This is a genomic window from Enterobacter sp. SST3 (assembly GCF_000286655.1).
In the GTDB taxonomy this organism is placed as follows: domain Bacteria; phylum Pseudomonadota; class Gammaproteobacteria; order Enterobacterales; family Enterobacteriaceae; genus Enterobacter; species Enterobacter roggenkampii.
Window position 1 is genome coordinate 158,123 of the sequence record NZ_ALNS01000011.1, and the last position, 20,233, is coordinate 178,355.

The 20,233-nt window shown below is 53.9% G+C and carries 19 protein-coding genes; 10 read left to right on the top strand and 9 right to left on the bottom strand.

The genetic code is table 11. The features are described 5' to 3' along the window. Positions 1-11 precede the first annotated feature (11 nt). Positions 12-653, top strand: coding sequence for a bifunctional 4-hydroxy-2-oxoglutarate aldolase/2-dehydro-3-deoxy-phosphogluconate aldolase (gene kdgA, locus B498_RS15525; protein ID WP_008500459.1), 642 nt, complete (start codon positions 12-14; stop codon positions 651-653). A 41-nt stretch (positions 654-694) separates the two neighbouring features. Here kdgA and purT read toward each other — a convergent pair whose 3' ends face one another. Further along, on the bottom strand, positions 695-1,873 hold the full coding sequence (gene purT / locus B498_RS15520) for a formate-dependent phosphoribosylglycinamide formyltransferase (RefSeq protein ID WP_008500460.1): 1,179 nt from the start codon (positions 1,871-1,873) through the stop codon (positions 695-697). A gap of 171 nt (positions 1,874-2,044) precedes the next feature. Between purT and B498_RS15515 the strand changes: the two genes are divergently transcribed. Together B498_RS15515 and ptrB are read left to right on the top strand one after the other, a co-directional pair. Beyond that, positions 2,045-2,695, top strand: a complete 651-nt coding sequence (locus B498_RS15515) for a tellurite resistance TerB family protein (protein WP_008500461.1) — start codon at positions 2,045-2,047, stop codon at positions 2,693-2,695. A gap of 85 nt (positions 2,696-2,780) precedes the next feature. Next, the gene (gene ptrB, locus B498_RS15510) at positions 2,781-4,841 is read left to right on the top strand and encodes an oligopeptidase B (RefSeq protein WP_008500462.1); all 2,061 of its coding nucleotides are present in this window, start codon (positions 2,781-2,783) and stop codon (positions 4,839-4,841) included. Here ptrB and exoX read toward each other — a convergent pair. The 3 genes from exoX to B498_RS15495 all read right to left on the bottom strand — a co-directional run bounded on the left by exoX (position 4,838) and on the right by B498_RS15495 (position 6,516). After that, complete coding sequence (exoX, locus tag B498_RS15505) at positions 4,838-5,500, bottom strand: exodeoxyribonuclease X (protein ID WP_008500463.1); 663 nt, start codon at positions 5,498-5,500, stop codon at positions 4,838-4,840. The two genes, ptrB and exoX, sit on opposite strands and share 4 nt — an antisense overlap. A 24-nt stretch (positions 5,501-5,524) precedes the next feature. Next, a complete protein-coding gene (locus B498_RS15500) occupies positions 5,525-6,175 on the bottom strand; it encodes a carbon-nitrogen hydrolase family protein (protein ID WP_008500464.1) in 651 nt (216 codons plus the stop codon). 110 nt (positions 6,176-6,285) lie between these two features. Beyond that, positions 6,286-6,516: a DNA polymerase III subunit theta gene (locus B498_RS15495; protein ID WP_008500465.1), complete on the bottom strand. Its 231-nt coding sequence runs from the start codon at positions 6,514-6,516 to the stop codon at positions 6,286-6,288. 137 nt (positions 6,517-6,653) lie between these two features. On the opposite strand from B498_RS15495, the gene yobA reads away from it, so the two are divergent. The 4 genes from yobA (at position 6,654) to B498_RS15475 (ending at position 11,101) form a co-directional block, all read left to right on the top strand. Then, positions 6,654-7,025: a CopC domain-containing protein YobA gene (gene yobA / locus B498_RS15490; RefSeq protein ID WP_008500466.1), complete on the top strand. Its 372-nt coding sequence runs from the start codon at positions 6,654-6,656 to the stop codon at positions 7,023-7,025. 1 nt (position 7,026) lies between these two features. Further along, positions 7,027-7,896, top strand: a complete 870-nt coding sequence (copD, locus tag B498_RS15485) for a copper homeostasis membrane protein CopD (RefSeq protein ID WP_008500467.1) — start codon at positions 7,027-7,029, stop codon at positions 7,894-7,896. Between the two features lie 16 nt (positions 7,897-7,912). Then, complete coding sequence (locus tag B498_RS15480) at positions 7,913-8,251, top strand: YebY family protein (RefSeq protein WP_008500468.1); 339 nt, start codon at positions 7,913-7,915, stop codon at positions 8,249-8,251. Between the two features lie 1,341 nt (positions 8,252-9,592). Then, positions 9,593-11,101 carry an ATP-dependent nuclease gene (locus B498_RS15475; protein WP_008500469.1) on the top strand — a complete coding sequence of 503 codons (1,509 nt, stop codon included), beginning with the start codon at positions 9,593-9,595 and terminating at the stop codon, positions 11,099-11,101. Between the two features lie 158 nt (positions 11,102-11,259). On the opposite strand, the gene B498_RS15470 is transcribed toward B498_RS15475, so the two are convergent. Further along, positions 11,260-12,207: a VirK/YbjX family protein gene (locus B498_RS15470; protein ID WP_008500470.1), complete on the bottom strand. Its 948-nt coding sequence runs from the start codon at positions 12,205-12,207 to the stop codon at positions 11,260-11,262. Between the two features lie 167 nt (positions 12,208-12,374). On the opposite strand from B498_RS15470, the gene pphA reads away from it, so the two are divergent. Then, a complete protein-coding gene (gene pphA / locus B498_RS15465; protein ID WP_008500471.1) occupies positions 12,375-13,019 on the top strand; it encodes a protein-serine/threonine phosphatase in 645 nt (214 codons plus the stop codon). Between the two features lie 34 nt (positions 13,020-13,053). On the opposite strand, the gene B498_RS15460 is transcribed toward pphA, so the two are convergent. The 4 genes from B498_RS15460 to yebS form a co-directional block, all read right to left on the bottom strand. Continuing rightward, entirely contained in the window at positions 13,054-13,293 is a 240-nt protein-coding gene (locus B498_RS15460; RefSeq protein ID WP_008500472.1) for a YebV family protein, read from the bottom strand. Positions 13,294-13,399: 106 nt separating this feature from the next. After that, positions 13,400-14,842, bottom strand: a complete 1,443-nt coding sequence (gene rsmF / locus B498_RS15455; RefSeq protein WP_032622790.1) for a 16S rRNA (cytosine(1407)-C(5))-methyltransferase RsmF — start codon at positions 14,840-14,842, stop codon at positions 13,400-13,402. Between the two features lie 77 nt (positions 14,843-14,919). Then, positions 14,920-17,553, bottom strand: coding sequence for a PqiB family protein (locus tag B498_RS15450; protein WP_008500474.1), 2,634 nt, complete (start codon positions 17,551-17,553; stop codon positions 14,920-14,922). Continuing rightward, complete coding sequence (gene yebS, locus B498_RS15445) at positions 17,522-18,805, bottom strand: membrane integrity lipid transport subunit YebS (protein ID WP_008500475.1); 1,284 nt, start codon at positions 18,803-18,805, stop codon at positions 17,522-17,524. The genes B498_RS15450 and yebS overlap by 32 nt, the downstream gene beginning before the upstream one ends. 132 nt (positions 18,806-18,937) lie before the next feature. On the opposite strand from yebS, the gene B498_RS15440 reads away from it, so the two are divergent. Next, entirely contained in the window at positions 18,938-19,435 is a 498-nt protein-coding gene (locus B498_RS15440; protein WP_008500476.1) for a GAF domain-containing protein, read from the top strand. Between the two features lie 96 nt (positions 19,436-19,531). After that, positions 19,532-20,218, top strand: coding sequence for an RNA chaperone ProQ (proQ, locus tag B498_RS15435; RefSeq protein ID WP_008500477.1), 687 nt, complete (start codon positions 19,532-19,534; stop codon positions 20,216-20,218). Positions 20,219-20,233 lie beyond the last annotated feature (15 nt).

Genomic DNA, 20,233 nt, shown 5'->3' on the forward strand with positions numbered 1-20,233 from the left:
AGAAGACTCTGATGAAAAACTGGAAAACAAGTGCAGAAGCAATCCTGACCACTGGCCCTGTCGTGCCGGTTATCGTGGTAAACAAGCTGGAGCACGCTGTACCGATGGCGAAAGCGCTGGTTGCGGGCGGCGTTCGCGTTCTGGAAGTGACCCTGCGTACCGCCTGCGCGATGGATGCCATTCGCGCGATTGCCAAAGAAGTGCCGGACGCCATTATCGGTGCGGGTACCGTAACGAACGCAAAACAGCTGGCTGAAGTGACCGAAGCGGGCGCACAGTTTGCCATCAGCCCGGGCCTGACCGAGTCGCTGCTGAAAGCCGCCACCGAAGGTACTATTCCGCTTATCCCGGGCATCAGCACCGTTTCTGAACTGATGCTGGGCATGGACTACGGTCTGAAAGAGTTCAAATTCTTCCCGGCGGAAGCGAACGGCGGCACCAAAGCGCTGCAGGCGATTGCCGGTCCATTCTCTCAGGTACGCTTCTGCCCGACGGGCGGTATCTCTCCTGCCAACTACCGTGACTACCTGGCGCTGAAAAGCGTGCTGTGCATCGGTGGCTCATGGCTGGTTCCGGCGGATGCGCTGGAAGCGGGCGACTGGGATCGCATCACCAAACTGGCTCGCGAAGCGGTAGAAGGCGCGAAGCAGTAAGTCATTCGCCGCATGAAAAACGGGCCTTTCGGCCCGTTTTTTTATCCCGTTACTTTAACGCTTGCTGCGGCCGCTTTCGCTCTCACCACGGCGTCATCAACGTTATCTCCGGTGGCTAACGCCACGCCAAGACGACGGGTACCGTCGATCTCCGGCTTGCCGAACAAACGGACCTGCAACCCGGCACCCACCGCCGCGTCAACGTTATCAAACGTAACGTTCTGGCTGGTTAACTGCGGCAGGATCACCGCCGAGGCGGCCGGGCCGTACTGACGGATACCGCCGACGGGCAGGCCGAGGAAGGCGCGCACGTGCAGGGCGAACTCGGAGAGATCCTGCGAAATCAGCGTGACCATGCCGGTGTCATGCGGGCGAGGGGAGACTTCGCTGAAGATCACCTCATCGCCGCACACAAACAGCTCCACGCCAAACAGGCCATAGCCGCCCAGCGCCAGGACGGTTTTACGGGCGATCGCCTGCGCACGCTCCAGCGCCAGGGCGCTCATCTGCTGCGGCTGCCAGGATTCGCGGTAATCGCCATCTTCCTGGCGGTGGCCAATCGGGTCGCAGAAATGGACGCCGTCAACGGCGCTGACGGTCAGCAGGGTGATCTCGAAATCAAACTTCACCACCCCTTCAACGATCACGCGACCGGCACCGGCGCGGCCACCCTGCTGGGCGTACTCCCACGCCTTGTCCAGCGTGCTGCTGTCGCGGATAAAGCTCTGTCCTTTACCGGAAGAGCTCATCACCGGCTTAACGATGCACGGGTAACCAATCTCCTCAACGGCCTGCAGGAATGCGGCCTTATCGCCAGCAAAACGATAGCTCGACGTGGGCAACCCGAGCTCTTCTGCCGCCAGACGACGAATGCCTTCTCGGTTCATGGTCAGCTTTGCGGCTTTCGCGCAGGGCACCACGCGCTGGCCTTCCTGCTCAAGCGCAATCAGCGTGTCGGTGGCGATGGCTTCAATTTCCGGTACAACGAAATCAGGCTTCTCGCGTGAAATCAGCTCACGAAGGGCATCGCCGTCCAGCATGTTAATCACATAAGAACGATGGGCGACGTGCATGGCAGGTGCATCGGCGTAGCGGTCTACGGCAATGACTTCCACGCCTAAACGCTGGCACTCAATGGCGACCTCTTTTCCCAGCTCGCCCGATCCCAACAGCATCACTCGCGTCGCCGCAGGTCGCAGCGCGGTTCCTAAACGAATCATAACAATCCCCCTGAAAAAGTTGCGGGCAGTATAAACGAAAACGTTTGCGTCTGTCTTGTGCACGGCCAGGCGAGGGGAGAAGAAATTTGCGCTTCTTTAGCCCGCCCAGACATTTCCTGACGCCTGCTCGCTTACGCTGTGGAACATGTTCACCGTTAAGTGAGGGAAACCATGTCTGGCTGGCTAAATCAATTGCAATCACTGTTAGGGCAGAAAACGTCGTCTTCCGGCGAGCGGGATCTCAGCAAACTACTGGTGCCCGGGGCGCTCGGCGGGCTGGCAGGCCTGCTGGTCGCGAATAAATCCTCGCGCAAGCTGCTGGCAAAGTATGGGACAGGCGCGCTGCTCGCCGGTGGGGGCGCCATTGCGGGCACCGTCCTGTGGAATAAATACAAGGACAGGGTCCGGACCGCGCACAGCGATGAACCGCACTACGGCGAGCACACCTCGCCGCTGGATCTGCGTACCGAAAGGCTCATTCTTGCGCTGGTTTTTGCCGCGAAAAGTGACGGACATATCGACGATAAGGAACGGCTGGCGATCGAACAGCAGCTTCGCGAAGCCGGCGTCGAAGAGAAGGGCAGAGCGCTGGTGGCGCAGGCCATCGAACAGCCTCTGGAGCCGCAGCGTCTGGCGCAAAGCGTGAAAAATGAGGAAGAGGCGCTTGAACTCTATTTCCTCAGCTGTGCCGCCATCGATATCGATCACTTTATGGAGCGGAGCTACCTTAACGCCCTGGGCGATGCGTTAAAGATCCCACAAGACGTGCGCGAAGGCATTGAGCGGGATATTCGGGAACAAAAACAGGCGTTACAGGGATAGTTCTCGCCGTTGCGACCCTGTTTCGCTTGCATCATGCGTGGGTTTTGCCAACCTTATAGGGTGTAAAACGAAAAAGAATGATGACATGCCACCGAAAGCCCGACGTATACCTTATGCGATCACCACGCATGGCGATACGCGTATAGACAACTATTACTGGCTACGGGACGATTCGCGCTCCCGGCCAGAGGTGCTCGACTACCTGCACGAGGAAAACGACTATGGCCGCAAGGTCATGTCCAGCCAGCAGACGCTTCAGGACCAGCTGCTGAATGAAATGGTGCAGCGTATTCCCCAGCGCGATATCTCCGCGCCCTGGACCAAAAATGGCTATCGCTATCGCCATATTTATGAGCCCGGCAACGAGTATCCCATCTACCAGCGTCAGTCGGTCCTGAGCGCCGAATGGGATGCGTGGGATATTCTGCTGGATGCCAACCAACGCGCGGCCCACAGCGAGTTTTATACTCTGGGCGGCATGTCCATTTCGCCGGATAACGCGGTGATGGCGCTGGCGGAGGATTATCTCTCTCGTCGCCAGTACGGCCTGCGTTTTCGCAATCTGGACACCGGCAACTGGTATCCGGAAATGCTGGAAAACGTCTCCCCGGATTTTGTCTGGGCGAATGATTCCGAGACGGTGTACTACGTCAAAAAGCACGCCTCCACGCTGCTGCCCTATCAGGTATGGCGGCATACCATCGGAACGGACTCCGCAGACGACGACCTGGTCTATGAAGAGAAAGACGAAACGTTTTATGTCAGCCTGCATAAAACCTCTTCGCGCCATTATGTGATTATCTTCCTGGCCAGCGCCACGACGTCGGAAGTCCTGCTGCTGGATGCCGAACTGCCGGACGCCCAGCCGCTCTGTTTCCTGCCGCGCCGAAAGGATCATGAGTACAGCCTGGATCACTTCCAGCACAGCTTTTATCTGCGCTCGAATCGCGAGGGTAAAAACTTTGGCCTCTATAAAACCAAAGTGCGCGATGAGCGCAAGTGGGAGGTGCTTATCCCCGCGCGGGATCAGGTGATGCTGGAAGGGTTTACCCTGTTCACCGACTGGCTGGTGGTGGAGGAGCGCCAGCGCGGGCTGACCAGCATCCGGCAAATCAACCGCAAAACGCGGGAAGTGGTGGGGATTGCGTTCGACGACCCGGCCTATGTGACGTGGATTGGGTTCAATCCCGAACCCGAATCCTCGCGGCTGCGCTACGGCTATTCATCCATGACCACACCGGACACCCTGTTTGAGCTGGACATGGATACCGGGCAGCGTCAGGTGATAAAGCAGACCGAGGTTAAAGGGTTTGAGTCCGAAAACTACCGCAGCGAGCACCTGTGGGTCACCGCCCGGGATGGCGTCGAGGTCCCCGTCTCGCTCGTCTATCACAAAGCCCATTTCCAGAAAGGCAAAAACCCGATCCTGGTGTACGGCTACGGCTCCTACGGCTCCAGCATGGATGCCGATTTCAGCAGCAGCCGTTTAAGCCTGCTCGACCGCGGCTTTGTTTTCGCCATCGCCCATATTCGCGGCGGCGGTGAGCTGGGGCAGCACTGGTATGAGGACGGGAAATTCCTGAAAAAGAAAAACACCTTCAATGACTACCTCGACGTCTGCGATGCGCTGATTGATCAGGGCTATGGCGATCCGAAACTCTGCTTTGGCATGGGCGGCAGCGCGGGCGGTATGCTAATGGGGGCGGTTATCAATCAGCGTCCCGAACGCTTTAAGGGGATTGTCGCGCAGGTGCCGTTTGTCGATGTGGTGACGACCATGCTCGATGAATCCATTCCGCTGACGACCGGGGAGTTTGAAGAGTGGGGGAATCCGCAGGATGAGATTTACTACCGCTATATGAAAACGTACAGCCCTTACGATAACGTCGAGGCGAAAGCCTATCCCCACATGCTGGTCACCACCGGTCTGCATGACTCTCAGGTGCAGTACTGGGAGCCGGCAAAATGGGTGGCGAAACTGCGGGAGCTGAAAACCGACGACAACCTGCTGCTGCTGTGTACCGACATGGATTCCGGACACGGCGGGAAATCGGGACGATTTAAATCGTATGAAGGGGTGGCGCTGGAATACGCCTTCCTGATTGGCCTGGCGCAGGAGACGCTGCCAGGCCGTGCAGAGCGTTAAGCTTCGCCCAGATAGTGCTTTAGCGTCAGGCGCAGTTCCGGGCTCATTTTGTCAAGGTTGTTATACAGCCAGCGCAAATAGCCCGGGTCTTTATCCGCAATATCCGACACCGCTCTGCCCCGGTATTTACCAAAGGTAAACGTGGTCAGCAGTGCGGGGCGTCCAGTAATCGTTGCCATATCGTCCGGCGTCCAGCCTGAGGTATTCATGATATCAATCAGTAGCGCGGCGGTGATATAGCAGTCATACAGGGCCCGGTGATGGTGAAGCCCCTCAGGCGTGCGGACGCTGAGCTTGCGGGACTTGTACAGCGCCATGTTGCTGTATTTAATGCCCGGCCAGAGGCGGCGCGCCAGCTTCATGGTACAAATCCATTCCCCCGGCATCTCAGGGAGCACCCGGCGGTCAAAACTGGCGTTATGCGCGACGTACCAGGGGCTACCGTAATAGTGGGGAATGATCTCTTCGATCCACGGCTTGTCCGCCACCATCGATTCGGTAATGCGATGGATAGCCATCGCCTGAGGGCTGATGGGGCGGTCAGGACGCACCAGATGGCTCATTGGGTTGACGATTTTACCATCAACCACGTCGACAGAGGCCACTTCTACAATTCCGCCCTGAAGATCGCAAGTTTCGGTATCGATGACGCGCAGCATTGAACTCTCCTGAGCTTAAAACGCCTAGCCTAAAGGAATGATATCGCCTTGCCAACCCTCTCCGCCGAGCGTGCCGGTCAACAGCAGCTCGCCCTTATCCGCGCGAACGATCAGCTGGCCTTTTTCATCCCACAGCGCGCTACCGCCGCAGGCGTTCGCCATCAGCACCGCTATGGCATATTTATGCGCGAAGCGCTGCAGGGTACTGATGGACTGCCGCCAGCGGTTATCCTCCACTGACTGACAGCTGGTAAACAGCGACGCTCTGGGATCGAGATTGGGGGAATCGGCATGCGCATCAATAATGCTGAGCTGTTTCTCTCCCGGCACCAGGCTGGCTCCGCCACCTTGCGGGTAGCGAAGGATGCGTTGACGAGCGGGGGTGAAGAGCGCGAGACCTTTCTGGCGCTGACCATCCCGCTCCACGGGGAGCCCGGCAATCACGGTTATTCGGTAACGATGCGCCGCGTCGAGCAGCGGTTCCAGCTGGGCGTCGCCGGGTGGGAGAGGTAACGTCGTCGTTCCCGAGCCTGTTAATGACAGTTCAGGAAACACCAGCAGATCGCACCCCTGCCGTGCTGCTTCGGCGATGAAGCGCAGGTGGTGCGTGATATGGTCATCGACACTCTGATGCTGCCCGCTATACTGGGCCGCCGCTATATTCCAATGTGACATCGTGACTTCCTTATACACTGAGTCGCAGGGATTTAAGAATACACCTAAATTTATCAGGGTTTTCTTATCCTGCCAGATTCAGCGTAAGGAAGTGTAACGGCTCGTTAAGCTTATTTAACTTTAGGTTCGTACGGTAAACGGGAGAGGTTGACCGAGGCGAGACGGTGGGCGATGAGTCTTTCGCGAAACCAGTCGCGCAGATGGGCGGGCTGTTCCCGTTCAACGACTTCAGCCACGACAGGCATGTTGTAACGCTCTTTAAACGCGACGCCAGCGGCAGCGAGATCGACATTCACTTTATCCATCTCGTCCTGTGGAAGGGCGGCCAGATTGATCTTCATTACCTTCTCCTTTTTATGCGGCGGCAACGTTACCGCGATTGCACGACGATGACAAGCGGAGGCAGGATGATCCTCGACTCGTTTATTATACAGCGTTATTCTTTAGCATACAGACATAACAAAAAGGAATGATTGCGATGGGTTTCTCCGCTTCCCGCGCGGTATGCGCACTGGTTTTTCTGGCCTCTACAATGATGACCCCCTCCGTGCTGGCGCATGCGCACCTTAAGCAGCCGATCCCGGCAGCGGACAGCGTGGTGAGCGCTCCGCAGGCACTAACGCTGAATTTTTCAGAAGGCATCGAACCGGGATTTAGCGGTGTGGTGGTGACGGATGCGCAAAAGCAGGTCATCAAAACGGGAACCGCCACGCGCGACGAAAAGAACAAGGCGCAGCTCACCGTTCCGCTGGACCAAACGCTGACGCCAGGGACGTACCAGGTAGACTGGCATGTCGTCTCGGTAGACGGTCATAAAACCAAAGGTAGCTATCACTTTAGCGTGAAATAGCATGCTGGCGCTGTGTTATATCGGGTTGCGCTTTATCCATTTCGGGGCGCTGATGCTGATTTTTGGCAACGCGCTTTACAGCGTCTGGTTTGCGCCTTCCTCTCTCCAGCGGCTGATGTCCCGACGTTTCCAGCTGCAGCAGAAAGTGGCGGCTTTTGTGAGCCTGGCGGCTGCACTCCTGATGTTTATGCTTCAGGGCGGGCAGATGGGTAACGGCTGGGGCGATGTATTTGCCCCACAGGTCTGGTCCGGCGTAATGAGGACACAGTTTGGCGGCGTCTGGCTGTGGCAAATGATTCTCGCTGCGATGACGGTCGCTGCAGCATGGCTCGCGCCGCTGAAGGGTTCGCGGCTGCTGCTGCTCGCCATGGGGCAGCTTATCCTGCTGGCGGGGGTAGGGCACGCGGCGATGAACGACGGTCCGATGGGGGCGTTGCAGCGCCTTAATCACGCTTTTCACCTGATCTGTGCTGCTACCTGGCTTGGCGGATTACTGCCCCTGCTGTTCTGCATGCGTCTGGCGAAAGGGCGCTGGCAGAATGCCGCCATCTATACCATGATGCGCTTCTCGCGCGTGGGCCATTATGCGGTCGCGGGCGTGCTGCTCAGCGGAGCGATCAATGCGCTCATGATACTGGGCGTCCATATTCCCTGGCAGGCTGACTACGTGCAGTTTTTGTTGTTCAAATGTGCGCTGGTGGCGTTGATGGTGGTAATTGCGCTGGCAAATCGGTATTTTCTGGTGCCACGGTTTCGTCCGGAGACCGGGCGAGCACAACAGATTTTTATCAGGATGACACAGGCAGAAGTGGTGCTGGGGGCGCTGGTACTGGCAACGGTCAGTCTGTTCGCCACCTGGGAACCCTTCTGACAAGGTTAAATATCATATGAAAAAGACAGTACTTTCTCTCATATTGCTGGCCTGCACGGGGAGCGCGTTTGCCGCACCGCAGGTTATCACCGTCAGCCGTTTTGAAGTGGGTAAGGACAAATGGGCCTTCAACCGTGAAGAGGTGATGCTGACCTGCCGTCCGGGCCATGCGCTGTACGCGATTAACCCGAGCACGCTGGTGCAATACCCGTTAAATGAAACCGCCGAGCAGCAGGTGGCCAGCGGCAAGAGCAGCGGCCAGCCGATTAGCATCATTCAGATCGATGACCCGGCGAATCCGGGACAGAAAATGAGTCTGGCCCCGTTTATCGAGCGCGCCGACAAGCTCTGCTAACGTTCAGGTTTCCAATAAAAAACCGCAGATGCTTGCGAAAGCACTGCGGTTTTTCACATTTTATGATGCTCTGGCGCTTTTTTTCCGACCGCTTTAGCTGTGGACTGGAAAACCTGGCGTCGTCATCTATTCTTAAAAGGCAAGGCGACTTAGCCTGCATTAATGCCAACTTTTAGCGCACGGCTCTCTCCCAAGAGCCATTTCCCTGGACCGAATACAGGAATCGTATTCGGTCTCTTTTTATCTGCATGAAATTTCAGTCCATTACGGTTCTACGTCCAAAAGTTCCCTAAAACTGTCCGACTTAAAGACTCCGATCTTCATGTTATACCACATCGTTTTTAACATTCTCAATCATTTGCATTCGAATTTAACCAACACGCGTTATTTTGTTGTTTTCTAATAATTTCTCAAACAATATCTTAGATGAGTTTTCATTTACATGGAACGCCGACGGGACTTCCGGAAAGCACATTCCTGTTGGCGTTCTCGCATTTACAAATCCCTTTGCCAAAATAGCTAGCTTATGCTGCTATGAACATCCTTTACTGATTATAAGTCTAATCGTAAAATCGTTATGCATCGTCAGACAGTAATGCTCACTTACGGTGGACGATTGAAGAATTGCGCCGTACATTCACTCGCATCTGGGTAATTTTCGATGCCGGTAGTAGTACTCGTGACGTCGAAATGGTCGATGAAGGATTATCTCTACCCGCCTGTACGAGCGAGTGTGGGGGAGGGTGTTGCGCAGGGCACGCCGAATACGAATACCCGATAGGCTATACTTCACATACGCAAGGCCTCAATCATGATGAGTGATTCAGTAATAACATGAGTTCTCAGTTGTGCCCTATCGATATACATGGAATTTATGCAAGATTGTGAGTATAAATAAAGGTTATCATATAGTAATTTAAAGTAATAAATTTACTTTAGAAATGCTTCTGGTTGTCCCTGAATTTTTATGATAGTCTCATAGCTTATTAGTACCTATTGCGCTTTAACTACAAACGCCAGATGACATTAACATTAAGAATGTGACAATGATTCACTTTTTTCTTTTGCAGAGCATTTAAAAAAAGAGTACTTTGTAATGACTTCTATCTAATTTTTTTTGCTTGTGTTATTTATTGTTCACTTTCCTAAAGTTTGTTCTTTTTTTGAATTTGCGATTATCCATATTTTCATTTGTGAGAGGTGTTTATGTTAAATTGTACTATCACTTATCTAGAGAACCCATAACAAAAGCCTTTTAATAATATGGCCTTATGATAAAGCCTTTGTAGATGCGTGAGCTTTAACCCTATAAACTATAATTTACCTTCTAGAGGGAATAAAATGTTTCAAAGTGAAATTAGACAGAGCACAGTTAATGACCTTCTTGAAAAAGTAAGAACTCGAAGGTATGGAAAATATTTATTAAAAATAATTATTGAGAAAGCACGTTCTATTAATAATAAAACAATCAATTTGGATTTTCCTGTTACAGCTATTGTTGGTCCTAATGGAGGAGGTAAAACTACTATTGCAGGGGCTGCTGCAATTTTGTATAAAGATATTGCTCCAGCATTGTTTTTTGCAAAAAGTGGAGCGTATGATGCCAGTATGCAAAATTGGAAAATTGAATATGAAGCTATAGATCGGCAAGTCAAAAACAATGATATTGTTCGACGTACAGCCAAATACCATAACTTGAAATGGGCTAGAACAACATTAGATAGAAATGTATTGGTTTTCGGGGTTATTCGAACAGTACCAGCGTCTGAAAGGAAGGAACTAAGGCGTTGTGTTTCAAATAATTTTTCTGTTCGAGCTGATAGGATTTCTGATCTGTCTTCTATAGTGGCAAATTCAGTTTCAGCTATTTTGGATAAAGATGTTTCTGAATTTAAACATATGAAGGTTGATGAAACTGGTAATGTAACATTGCTTTCCGGAGTTAATAGTACTGGCGACTCTTTTTCCGAGTTCCATTTTGGGGCTGGTGAATCGAGCATTATAAGGATGGTTCTTCAACTTGAAGCAGCAGTGGATCATACTCTTGTAATCATTGAGGAAATTGAAAATGGGTTGCATCCGATCGCAACCATTAGAATGGTTGAATATTTAATTGAATTAGCAGAACGTAAAAAAATCCAGACCATATTTACGACACACTCTAATGATGCACTTATCCCTCTTCCAAGCGAAGCGATTTGGGCATCTGTAAATGGAGAATTGTATCAAGGCAAGCTTGATGTTAAATCGTTACGGGCGATAAGTGGTCAAATCAATTCTCGATTAATAATTTTTGTTGAGGATGAGTTTGCCGCGATGTGGGTACGTACTATTTTAAGTTTTATGCCAAATGTTGCAATGGATGCAATTTCAATTCATGCGATGAAAGGCGACGGTACTGCATTAAGAGTACACCAAAATCATAATCAAGATCCTAGTGTACAGCAACCATCTTTATGTATTATTGATGGCGATTCGCTTCAGGATGAATCTTCCAGTGCCTTAATCTATCGTCTGCCTGGTGAGGGACCTGAGTCAACTGTTTATAATTATGCATTAGATAATATTGATGACATAGCTGGTGAATTAGCAGTTCAACTGCTCAAACCTTTCGAGTATCATACTCAACTGAGGGGGAAAATGACTAGCGTGAGGAATACTAATCGCGATTATCATCTTCTCTTCAGCCAACTCGGGCGTGCCATAGGTTTTGTCTCAGAAGTACGCGTTAAAGAAGCATTTCTAACCCAATGGTGTGAACGAAATCAAGAATATATTGATGCTCTGTATGCTAGTATTGAAGAATATCTGCCTCTTGAAAGCGATGTTGTAGAAATTAGACAGGCTTAAACGCCTGTTTACTAGGTTTATTTCTTGGCTATACTTAAATATTTTTATTCAAAGGTTTGATTTTTTAGACGCATCGTAGAAATTTGATGCGTCTAAAATATTAAATAATGCATGAAATTCAATTTTTCACTCCAATTGTATGTCGGGAGTGGATAATTTCAGCAGAAATGTTTGGTTTTAATGCTCAATTCGATTTCATCAAGCAGCTCAAAACGACGGCGGTATTCAGCGCGTTTTTTACTGGCAATCTCTTCAAGCGATTTACGCGCCATCTGTAGCGGCAGCTGCCAGCAGAAGGCTGAGAGCTTTTTACCGTCCAGAGAGGCCCAAAATTCATCATAGCTGGCGTGGAAATGGCGGCCTTTGCTGAGGCGATAGCGCAGCGCACGGAATACGTGGCCCTCATCGCTGACGGCAAAAATCGCCCGGACGGAGGACTGTGCAGCCAGCTGGAAAAGCACCTCCATCAACACGCGCTTAGGGAACAAACCGTGGCAGGCGCGGGTGGCCTGTTTAATCACGTCACGCGTTACGCTGCGGCGGGGGCCCTGAAGCCCACCGATGACCATGACCTGTTGCCCATTGCTGCGCGCGACGCTAAAGGTCAGGCTGGCCAGCAGCGTATCCTCGTTGTCGCGAAGCCAAAGCGTGCTTTCGCCTTCACGCTCGGCTTTCCCCGCAGAGGACGCATTAACCGTATAGATAACTCCGTCTTTTGCATGGAACTGCGCAACGGGCTCCTCCTGTGGGCTGGTCAGTGCCAGGGCGAGGCCGCTCTCTTTCAGGCTATCAATCCAGTAATAATGGCTAACGATCGCGTCGGCGCGATCGTTAGCCGTCAAACCGCGCATCAGGTACTGTCGGTGGGTCTTGCTCGGCAATGTAATTTGAGAGGCCAGAAGTCTGTCGAAATCGTCGCGACCAGAAAGCGCCTCCAGCATGCGATGGGTAGAAGACCAGAACACCAGCGAACGTAACAGGAACTTCAGGCGATATTCGCGCTTGCGCCAGATCGGCCCCGGCACGCGTTTGCCGTTCACCAGCTCAGAAATAATATTTGTGCGATGCGGATAGAAAACATCGTTATGCAGGTGCGTATTAGACACGTGAAGACCCCTCTTTTTTTATACCCTTATTCTAAAGAGCCAGGAAAAAGGGATTAATAGCGCGCGGATCTTTATTTCTGTTTGGTTTACCGTTTGTTTCACTTCGTGAGGACCACGCCCGGCTGTTGCCCTTTCTGTGGCGGCTATACTGTTAAAAAGGAGGGGCTATGTATCAGCGAATTGAAGGTGGAATGTGGCGTCACGTCTGGGTTGTCAGCGATATACATGGCTGTTATCAGCGGCTTATGGATGAGCTTAAACGCCGTCATTTTAATCCGTATGAGGATTTGCTTATTTCCGTTGGGGATATGATCGATCGCGGTCCGGACAGCGTTAAATCATTACAGCTTATCAATGAGAAATGGTTTCGTGCCGTCCGGGGCAACCATGAGCAAATGGCGCTCGACAGTCTGGATAATAACGATTTTTCACTCTGGACAATGAATGGCGGAATATGGTTCAGGCAACTTGAACGGGACCAGCAACAGCTTGCGCTATCGTGGCTTGAAGCCTGTCGCGATTTACCGCATATCATCGAGATAACCTGTGCGAACGGTCTGAACGTGATTGCCCATGCGGATTATCCGGCAGCGGAATACCGCTGGCAAAAACCGGTGAGCGCCCAGCGCGTTTTATGGGATCGCGATCGGTTGATGGGGTTTATGGTGGGTAAAGGGCAGGGCATTAGCGGTGCGGATCATTTCTGGTTCGGACATACGCCCGTCGACAGAAGGTATGATTTTGACAATCTCCACTACATTGATACGGGCGCCGTATTTGACGGTTACTTTACGCTGGCGCAGCTGCAGTAATAAATAACCCGCCTTCGGGCGGGTTCTCTTTAGGTCAGGCAAGACGCATGACCCAGGCATCGGTTTTACTATCGTAATGCTCACGGTAAAGAACAGAATGTTCGCCATCAAGTATTGCCGGGACGCTGGTGTCTGCATCCCATGCATCGAGCTGCATGCACAAATCCGGGTCGGATTTGCAGGGAATACTTAACGTTCGATCGCCTTGCGCTTCGCCGCGCAGTTCTGCGTCGTCGATCTCAAAAGCGCCAATACGCACGCTGGTTTTCGTCATAGTGCTCTCCGGGTCGGTTGTCAAAATCTGGTATGACCAGTACGGCCACCCATTTTTGATCGTAGACAAGGAGAGCAAAATCGCCAGTAAAAAAATGCGCTTTTTTTCAGGCCGTGCGATCGTTACCGGTAAACAGTCGTCCATCCCGGACCAGCTCGCGCGGATAGCTGTTTTTCAGTCGTGAACCGACTTTTTTTGCCAGCCCGAGCGGGTATCCCTGATACGTCACGATCACTTCATCGCCTGATGGCGTGCTGTCAGGATAGACATCGCGACCACGGTACCACTCTTCGGCTTCCTGATGCGTCAGGGCAAAGGCATTCTCGTGCCCGGCAAGGGCGATGACGGCCTCATGCTGCCAGCGATAGCCTTTATTATGCACTTCCGCCAGGCGGATCCCGATTCGGGAAAAACGGACCTTTCCGATGAGCGGCTCGATCTCAGCCGGGAACAGCCATACCTCTTTATCACGCATCCAGAGGTGCAGGCTCTCATCCCAGACCAGGCCAATTTTTTCGGCGGCGGCGACAAGCTGTGCTGCATCGCGACCTTTGAGGGGGGCAAACGGGAAGGTGCCGACCTTGAATTTGGGGGCGGGCAGGGGAGCAACCGCCTGCGTTTTACGCAGACGTGCCACAAAGAAGCCTTCGCAGTCGTAAATCTGCGGGAATACGTGGAGGAAACCCTCCGGCGTAATCGCCTCCTGTGCTGAGACAAACAGATCGTTAAGCGGCAGGAATTCGACCGCATCCGGGTATTGGGCTTTCAGCCACAGGCAGACGCCTTCGTTTTCATCGCGGTTTAAGGTGCACGTTGAATAGACCAGCGTGCCGCCTGGGCGAAGGGCATGGAATGCGCTCTCGATCAGCTCCCGCTGCGTGGCGGCGATCTCAAGGTTGCTTTCCACGGACCAGTTCTTTAACGCATCGGGATCTTTACGCACCACCCCTTCGCCGGAGCAGGGAGCGTCCAGCAGAATGGCGTCGAAGGCTTCCGGCAGGGCAGCGCCAAACACGCGGCCGTCGAAGTGCGTCAGGGCAACGTTATGAATACCGCAGCGGCTGATGTTGGCATGCAATACCTTCACGCGGCTGGCGGAAAACTCGTTGGCGAGGATCGCGCCCCGGTTACCCATACGGGCGGCAATCTGCGTGGTTTTTGAGCCGGGCGCCGCGGCCACATCCATCACGCGCTCGGGCGCATTGCCATCGGCGAACAGGGCTGCCACCGGCAGCATCGAGCTGGCTTCCTGGATATAGAACAGGCCGCTCAGATGTTCAGCGGTGCTTCCCAGCGGCACGGCGTCTTCGTCATCGCGCTCGATCCATAACCCCTCAGCGCACCACGGTACCGGCGTAAGCTGCCAGCTGTAGGGCGCGACCAGCGCCAGAAAATCCTCGACGCTGATTTTCAGCGTGTTGACGCGAATACTGCGGCGTAACGGACGCTGGCAGGCGGCGATAAAATCGTCTAACGACAGGTGAGCAGGAAGCGCCTCGCGCATCTGCGCCAGGAATTGTTCAGGAAGAAATACGGAGTTTTGAGCCACGGGCACACCACAGGGAAAAGTTCAGGTGCGCAGTGTAACATAAAGGCTCCGGTGCGTTGACACCGGAGCCTTGCAGATTAACGCGGCAGGGCGGTTCCCCATTCGCGCCACTCTTTCGGTTCGCTTTCGAGCAGCAGGAAATGTTTACCCGGCTGCGCTTTCGGCGCCAGCGGCGTCCCCGGCGGTGTGGCAAACGCAATACCGCCGCGAATGAACTGGTTGAAGGTCCCGGTTTTCACCACGCCTCCCGTCAGGCCGAAGTCCAGCGAGTAGCCGGATGCCAGCCAGAACACCGAGTTATTACGCACCAGGTGCTGGTAGCGTTCGCTGATGCGTAGCGCCACCATCACGCGGTCGGAGAGCGTCCCGAGCGTCAGGCCCGTGACCGTACCGACCTCAATGCCGCGGAACAGCACAGGGGTGCCGATGCTCAGCGAGCCGGCTTCCGGCACTTCCACCACGATGCTCAGGCCGCCAAGGTAGCGCGAGTCGGTGATCGTGGCTTCCTGCAGCTCGAAATCACGACGGGCATTGCCCTGGCCGGGCTCAACGTTGATGTACGGCTGCAAAATGGTGTCGAGATGCTCAACGCCTGCGGCCGAGATCTGCGGTGTCACCACCGAGAAGCGCGAACCCGCGCGCGCAAAGGTCTGCACATATTCCGGGTAGAGCACGGCGGTAGCCTGCACCTCGTTGCGCGAGGTGATCAGCGTCAGCTTCTGGATCTGCCCGATATCAATGCCCAGGTAGCGGATCGGCATGCCTTCCGCCAGCTTACCGGCATCAAACGCGTGCAGGGTAATCTGCCCGCCCACGGCGCGTGCGGCGGTCTCGGACGGGAAGAGAATTCGCTTATCGCCTTTACGCAGGTTCGCGCCCGCTCCGCTGAGGTTATCGAAGCTAATCGCCCCGCGCAGCGCGCGTGACAGCGGAGAGGCCTGTACGGTCAGTCCGTTACCGTTCAGCTGCACTTTCGCACCGCCTTCGGCCCAGAAGACGCTGTTCGGCGTCAGCAGCTTACGGTACTCCGGCTTGATGTGCAGTTCGATATCAAAGGCGTCGGCACGCGGGCGAACGGCGATCACTTCCCCGACTTCAAACTTGCGATACAGCACCACGGAGCCCGCCTGAACGTCCGGCAGGGTCTCGGCGCTTAACGTCAGCGTGGTGGTAGGAAGATCGCTCAGGCTGTTTTCAATCGCTTTCTCAAGGTTGGCATACAGCGGGTAGCTGTCGCGCACGGGACCTTTATCCCCCGGCAAAATACGGATGCCGCCGTTCACCCATTCGCTGGCGCTGGCGCCGAGAAACTCCACGCCGTCCAGTCCTACCTTCACGTCGACGCGACTGTTCACCACGAATTTACTGTCGCCATGTACCAGGTCTCTGTATTGCGGGTCGATGGCAACGGAGAATTGCACCCCATCCGCGGAGAGCTTGCGCTCCAGCACCTGTCCCACCTGCACGCCGTGTAAAATCAACGGCTGACCAGCTTCAATGCCATAGCTTTCTGGCGCATTGAGCGTAACCGTCACGACGCCCGGCTTTTGCAGCAGGGCTTTATCCGCCGGGGCAATCACGAAGCTATTGCTGGGCTGACCTTCCCCGGGGATCAGCTCAAAGGTATTGCCGGTCAGCAGCGTGCTGAGGCTGGTATCGTTCAGGGAGATCTTTGGACTGCGCATTTCGATGCGCGTTTTCTCGCGCAGGAGATCGACCACGCTCGGATCGACCGTCATTTCGCCAGTGACCGATCCGCCCGGGTTGAGCGTCATTTTGGTGAGCTGGCCGACCTGCAGACCCTGATACATCAGCGGCGTTGAACCCGCTTTTAGTCCTTTAGCATCGGGAAGGGCGAGTTTGACGATCACGCCGCGCTGGCTGTGCGCCAGATCGGCGTACAATCCGAACGTGTCATCAGCCGTGGCAGGGCTTGAGTTTTCCGGGGAGTCAAAGGCGATGGCGCCGTTCACCAGTGCGGCCAGACTCTCCAGCTTCACTTTTGCACCGCTCAGGCTGAGGTCGGCATCCACGCCGGACACGTTCCAGAAGCGGCTGCCCTTTTTCACCAGATTGGTGAAGCGGCGCTCGATCAGCACATCAATGGTGACGCCCTGTTTATTCGGGTTAATCGCATAATCGTACACGCGGCCAACCGGGATCTTACGAAAATAGACCAGGGAGCCGCTGTTCAGGGAACCGAGGTCCGGCGCCTGGAGATGAATCATCAAATCGCCGTTATTGAGGCGGTATTTGGGCTGCGTATCCAGAGCCACAAAGTGATCCTGCGGTTCGCCTTTGCCGGGCATCATGCCGATATAGTTACCGCCGACGAGCGCATCCAGACCGGAAACACCGGCCAGCGAGGCTTTTGGCGTCACCAGCCAGAACTGCGTTTCGCTGCGCAGGGCATCCTGCATGTCAGATTTAATGCTGACCCGCACCTGAATCTTGTTCAGCCCTTTTCCAAGGGAGATATCCTGAACCGTACCCACTTCAACCCCCTGGAAGCGAACGGGGGTTCGCCCGGCGACGATGCCGTCGGCGGTCTGGAAATCAATGGTGACGGTACTGCCGCGATCCTCATAGCTTGTCCAGATAAGCCAGCCTGCAATCATCAGGGCGATGACGGGCAGCAACCAGAATGGCGAAATGCGGCGTTTTGTTTTAATTCTCGCTTCAGTCGGCGAAGCGGGGGTTTCCTGACTCATGTGCATCCCAAAGTAAGCGGCTATCCAGCCATTCCACAGCAAGAATAGTCAATATCACCGCAGAGCCGAAATAAAAAGCCGCGGGTCCCATTGTAAAAGCAAGTAACTGATCGCGATTGATGAGCGACATCATCAGCGAAATCACGAACAGATCTAACATTGACCAGCGGCCAATCCAGGTGACGAATCGCAGAAGCAAAATGCGGGTCCGTAAACCTTGTTCACACTTTAAGTGAATGCTGATGAGCAGGGTAATCATCACCACCACTTTGGTAAAGGGAACCAGGATACTGGCAATAAAGACGATTGCCGCCACCCCGACATTGCTGTGCCCAAGGGAGATAATCCCGGATAGGATAGTATCCTCCTGACGTCCACCATTCACGTAAATGATGGAAATCGGCAGCATATTGGCGGGGATCAGGAACACCAGGGAGGCGATCAGCGCCGCCCAGCATTTTTGCAGGCTGTTATTGCGCCGCAGTCTCAACGGAATGTGGCACCGCGGGCAGCGTCCGCGCGTGTCGGGTAACCCGGTATAGTGGCAACCCAGACAGACGCGCAGATTTTCATCGGGACGCGTGGCGGGGCGCTGAGGGTAGAATCGCTCCCAGAGCTGCTCAACGTTCAGGTGGATCAGCGTCAGGATGCTCAGCAATACCAGACAGATGAAGGCAAAGAGTCCGACGCCGGGCTGCAAAAAGGCGTAGTCCTGCACCTTTATTGACGCAACCCCCACGCCCACCAGATAAATATCCAGCATGACCCACTCTTTGAGCTTATCCAGCATCAGCAGCACCGGGCGAAGGTTCATGCCAAGAATATTGCCAAACCAGAGATAGGCAATGGCGGCAACCAGCACCAGCGGTGCGCCGACGGTGCAGAACAGCACCATCGCGGCGGTGATGGGATCGCCCTGACGGGTCATCTGCCAGATGCCCTGCAGCACGTTGGCGTCAATGCGCACGCCGAGCAGGTAGAGTTTTAGCAGCGGCTCACTCCAGGCGAAGGGCATCAGCAGCAGCATGGTAACGGCCATGGCGGCGAGGCGGGTCAACGACCAGTCGCGGCCATCGCGAATTTTGGCGTCACAGCGGGGACAGAAGGCACTTTGGTGCGATTTCATCTTCGGCAACATAAAAAGCGTATCGCACTGGGGGCAACGCTGATAATGTGCACGAGGCAAAGCTTCGCTTACCGTATGGACAGTTATCTTTCTTGTCGGCGTAATTTTGGTTGTTTTTAAGGCCATCAGCTGCGCACAAATAAGTATTGTTGAAAGTTATAATAACTCATGAACGGATTCATCTTGAGCATGAGCGCATTTAATGCTTATTTTAATAGGCTATGCGGTAATTTTGTAAGACAACTAAGTGATTGAATAATGAACAAAACAGAATTCTACGCGGATCTGAACCGCGATTTTAAGGCATTGATGGCGGGTGAGACCAGCTTCTTAGCCACTCTGGCAAATACTAGCGCATTGCTGTTTGAACGTCTCTCTGACGTGAACTGGGCGGGCTTTTACCTTCTGGAAGGTGAAACGCTGGTGCTCGGTCCGTTCCAGGGCAAACTGGCCTGCGTGCGTATCCCGGTTGGGCGTGGCGTATGCGGCACGGCGGTGGCCGAGAATCAGGTCCAGCGTGTGGAAGACGTTCATGCGTTTGACGGGCACATCGCCTGTGATGCCGCCAGTAATTCTGAAATCGTTCTGCCGCTGGTGGTCAAAAATCAGATTATTGGCGTTCTGGACATCGACAGTACGGTCTTCAGTCGCTTTACAACCGAGGACGAACAGGGGCTGCGCGAGTTGGTGGCGAATCTGGAAAACGTACTCGCAGCAACCGATTATCAAAAATTCTTTGCGAGCGTCGCAGGATAATCAACGGATAACGTAGCATTTACTGATAGCGTCATTATAATGACGCCTGTTCATGCCTGCGCTTGTTGGCAACGTCCGTTGTAATCAGGAAATTTCATGGAAAATCAACCTAAGTTGAATAGCAGTAAAGAAGTTATCGCATTTCTGGCCGAGCGTTTCCCGCAGTGCTTCAGCGCGGAAGGCGAAGCTCGTCCCCTGAAAGTCGGTATTTTTCAGGATCTGGTGGCGCGTGTTGAAGGGGAAATGAACCTCAGCAAAACTCAGCTGCGTTCCGCCTTACGTCTTTATACTTCGAGCTGGCGTTACCTGTACGGTATCAAACCTGGCGCGACCCGCGTGGATCTCGACGGCAACCCTTGCGGTGAGCTGGACGAGCAGCACGTTGAGCACGCGCGCAAGCAGCTGGAAGAAGCCAAAGCACGCGTTCAGGCACAACGTGCGGAACAGCAAGCGAAAAAACGCGAAGCCGCCGCGGCAAACGGCCAGGAAGAAGCGCCTCGTCGTGAGCGTAAACCACGCTCTGCGCCGCGTCGTCACGATAATAACGATCGCAAACCGCGTGCAGACAAACCAGCAGCAAAAGCCCCGCGTGCGCCTCGTGAAGAGCCGCGCCATACGCCGGTTTCTGACATTAACGCCCTGAGCGTGGGTCAGGCGCTGAAGGTAAAAGCGGGTAACAATGCTATGGACGCCACCGTACTGGAAATCACCAAAGATGGCGTTCGTGTACAGCTGACTTCTGGTATGTCAATGATTGTACGCGCAGAACACTTGTTGTTCTGAAACGGAGGCCAAGCC

Bases quoted from the DNA above. Each gene is read 5' to 3' on its own strand.
- kdgA (WP_008500459.1), top strand. From the start codon at position 12: ATGAAAAACTGGAAAACAAGTGCAGAAGCAATCCTGACCACTGGCCCT.
- purT (WP_008500460.1), bottom strand. From the start codon at position 1,873: ATGATTCGTTTAGGAACCGCGCTGCGACCTGCGGCGACGCGAGTGATG.
- B498_RS15515 (WP_008500461.1), top strand. From the start codon at position 2,045: ATGTCTGGCTGGCTAAATCAATTGCAATCACTGTTAGGGCAGAAAACG.
- ptrB (WP_008500462.1), top strand. From the start codon at position 2,781: ATGCCACCGAAAGCCCGACGTATACCTTATGCGATCACCACGCATGGC.
- exoX (WP_008500463.1), bottom strand. From the start codon at position 5,500: ATGCTGCGCGTCATCGATACCGAAACTTGCGATCTTCAGGGCGGAATT.
- B498_RS15500 (WP_008500464.1), bottom strand. From the start codon at position 6,175: ATGTCACATTGGAATATAGCGGCGGCCCAGTATAGCGGGCAGCATCAG.
- B498_RS15495 (WP_008500465.1), bottom strand. From the start codon at position 6,516: ATGAAGATCAATCTGGCCGCCCTTCCACAGGACGAGATGGATAAAGTG.
- yobA (WP_008500466.1), top strand. From the start codon at position 6,654: ATGGGTTTCTCCGCTTCCCGCGCGGTATGCGCACTGGTTTTTCTGGCC.
- copD (WP_008500467.1), top strand. From the start codon at position 7,027: ATGCTGGCGCTGTGTTATATCGGGTTGCGCTTTATCCATTTCGGGGCG.
- B498_RS15480 (WP_008500468.1), top strand. From the start codon at position 7,913: ATGAAAAAGACAGTACTTTCTCTCATATTGCTGGCCTGCACGGGGAGC.
- B498_RS15475 (WP_008500469.1), top strand. From the start codon at position 9,593: ATGTTTCAAAGTGAAATTAGACAGAGCACAGTTAATGACCTTCTTGAA.
- pphA (WP_008500471.1), top strand. From the start codon at position 12,375: ATGTATCAGCGAATTGAAGGTGGAATGTGGCGTCACGTCTGGGTTGTC.
- B498_RS15460 (WP_008500472.1), bottom strand. From the start codon at position 13,293: ATGACGAAAACCAGCGTGCGTATTGGCGCTTTTGAGATCGACGACGCA.
- B498_RS15450 (WP_008500474.1), bottom strand. From the start codon at position 17,553: ATGAGTCAGGAAACCCCCGCTTCGCCGACTGAAGCGAGAATTAAAACA.
- yebS (WP_008500475.1), bottom strand. From the start codon at position 18,805: ATGGCCTTAAAAACAACCAAAATTACGCCGACAAGAAAGATAACTGTC.
- B498_RS15440 (WP_008500476.1), top strand. From the start codon at position 18,938: ATGAACAAAACAGAATTCTACGCGGATCTGAACCGCGATTTTAAGGCA.
- proQ (WP_008500477.1), top strand. From the start codon at position 19,532: ATGGAAAATCAACCTAAGTTGAATAGCAGTAAAGAAGTTATCGCATTT.